The sequence below is a fragment of the Microcoleus sp. Pol12A5 genome, from assembly GCF_036701435.1.
GTDB lineage: Bacteria > Cyanobacteriota > Cyanobacteriia > Cyanobacteriales > Microcoleaceae > Microcoleus.
Window position 1 is genome coordinate 1 of record NZ_JAUBQU010000273.1, and the last position, 1,862, is coordinate 1,862.

General features: G+C 38.2%; 2 protein-coding genes and 2 pseudogenes. 1 reads left to right on the forward strand and 3 read right to left on the reverse strand.

Annotation, left to right across the window (positions count from 1 at the left end):
- Positions 1-66: 66 nt before the first annotated feature.
- Together QUA45_RS28655 and QUA45_RS28660 are read right to left on the reverse strand one after the other, a co-directional pair.
- Positions 67-411: pseudogene (locus tag QUA45_RS28655) on the reverse strand (winged helix-turn-helix domain-containing protein); the annotation flags it as partial.
- A 12-nt stretch (positions 412-423) separates the two neighbouring features.
- On the reverse strand, positions 424-729 hold the full coding sequence (locus QUA45_RS28660) for a helix-turn-helix domain-containing protein (RefSeq protein WP_333101291.1): 306 nt from the start codon (positions 727-729) through the stop codon (positions 424-426).
- A 91-nt stretch (positions 730-820) separates the two neighbouring features.
- On the opposite strand from QUA45_RS28660, the pseudogene QUA45_RS28665 reads away from it, so the two are divergent.
- Positions 821-1,087: pseudogene (locus QUA45_RS28665) on the forward strand (IS701 family transposase); the annotation flags it as partial.
- A gap of 89 nt (positions 1,088-1,176) precedes the next feature.
- Here QUA45_RS28665 and QUA45_RS28670 read toward each other — a convergent pair.
- On the reverse strand, positions 1,177-1,398 hold the full coding sequence (locus QUA45_RS28670; RefSeq protein WP_333101290.1) for a hypothetical protein: 222 nt from the start codon (positions 1,396-1,398) through the stop codon (positions 1,177-1,179).
- Between the last annotated feature and the right edge of the window lie 464 nt (positions 1,399-1,862).

Consider the following 1,862-nt stretch of genomic DNA (forward strand, 5'->3'; position numbering starts at 1 on the left):
TTTTTTGATAGGTCGTTGGGAACCTTCTTCTGACCTATCTTTTTTTACCACAAGTCGGTTAACACCTCACTCTATCTTGGTTGTGGCGGGGTTGTCACCCCGCCAGGTAATTGGGACTTCTATTCTGATTTTGGATTGACCCCAAACATAACCAGTCAAATCACCATGAAGTAGATGACATTCATCTAAAAACAATACTATTGTTTCCCCAGATTCTATACCAGCCTTGTTTTTAAATAAAATATCGTTAATTTCTTCTGTCTTTTTTTTTACCAGTTCTTCATCAAATTTAGGATTGGTTTTTTGAGTTTTTTTCCAACTAATTTTCGCCCGATCGAAAAGTTCATAGTAACTCTGTTTTGATTTATATACCACACCAAATTCTCGCTCTAAATAAGTAACCAGCTCATCTAAATTCCAATATTATTTATTCTTTAACCACTCGATTACTTCATCATTTTGTTGAGCTGTTAAATACCCTTTTGACCCTTTATGTCCTAGTTTGATTCCGGCGATGCCTTTGGTTTCACATTGTTTTTTCCAATAACCAATAAAAAATTTACTTACACCTAAAATTTTGCTAATTTCATGGTAGATATTACCTGCAAGCGCCATCCTTACAGCTATTGCTCGTTTGAGTTCTCTGGCATCGATATCGCTTTTAATGAAAGCTTCTAAACAAGCTATTTCTTTTTCCCTATCTTTTTGTGGCAGTTGTAAGTTATTCATTTTTTTATGGTCACAATCAAGTATTGCATATAATTATATCACAATCATGATAATGATTTAGGATTGCTATAGAAGTGATTTTCTGACCACACATTCGATACATTGGGGAATTGAATGTTACCACAGAGCCATCAAACAACTTTGTGGGATTAAAAAATTTATTGTGAGAAGTTCTCCGGCTATTGTCACCCATTTCTTCTGTTCAATTCGGGCTTTTGTCCAATTAGAATTGATGAGGGCAGAGGCATTGATTGATAATTGGTATGAAATTCAAAGAAATTTATCGTTAGAAGTAGCCCGTGATTTTATTCTCCATTACCTGAATCAAAAAGTAGGTCTAAAAGCTGAATATTATTAACTAACCGCTAAGTTCCTATTAATATCCTCGCAAAAAATCTGCATTTAAGAGATTTTTGCAATTGTTTGTGATGGCCAAAATTAAACCTGCTAAAGGAATTCCGTAATTTTAGCACTTGCTTCATATTTGGGCTGATTTGTCAAGGCGTAAGTCCTAAGTTGGGGCAAGTCATCAGGTCTATCCTTGAAGTAATTAATGTTGGCTGCTAGCATCTCAATCAATCCCTGGTCATCGGACACATTAGCAAGGACTGCAATGAATGAAGAACGGGAATCCCAGGCTATCCACTGCCAAATGACGCTTGATGCCATTGGTAGCTTTGTAAAAGTAAAACCCTTTGGATTCAACTCCAGCATTACAGGTGTTTTTCACCGCTTGTGAGTCGATGATTAGCAACATTGTCCATGTTGTTTTTTTTTGACCTGTGTTCGCTTGGGCGTACAAAGTATCTCGAATCTGCTCTACTAACACGCCGTCTGAGTGCCACTGCTTGTAGTGCCAAAATACTGTGCAGTAGGGTGGCAGGTAGACAGGGCAGGTCACCCCAGTTGCCACCGTCCTTCAGTTGGTAGAGGATGCCGTTCAAAATTTGAGGCGCAAGTCCACCGAGGCGGTGTCGTTTACTTTTTTTGAGGTAAGAGTGGCTCAATGATTTCCCACTCCTCGTCGGTTAGGTCGCTGGAATATGCCATTTATGACTAAGTAGGTGGACAGGAAAAAAATAAACTATGTAACGCTAAGTCTTGAGCTAGCTAGACTTAAACTTGAAACGCTT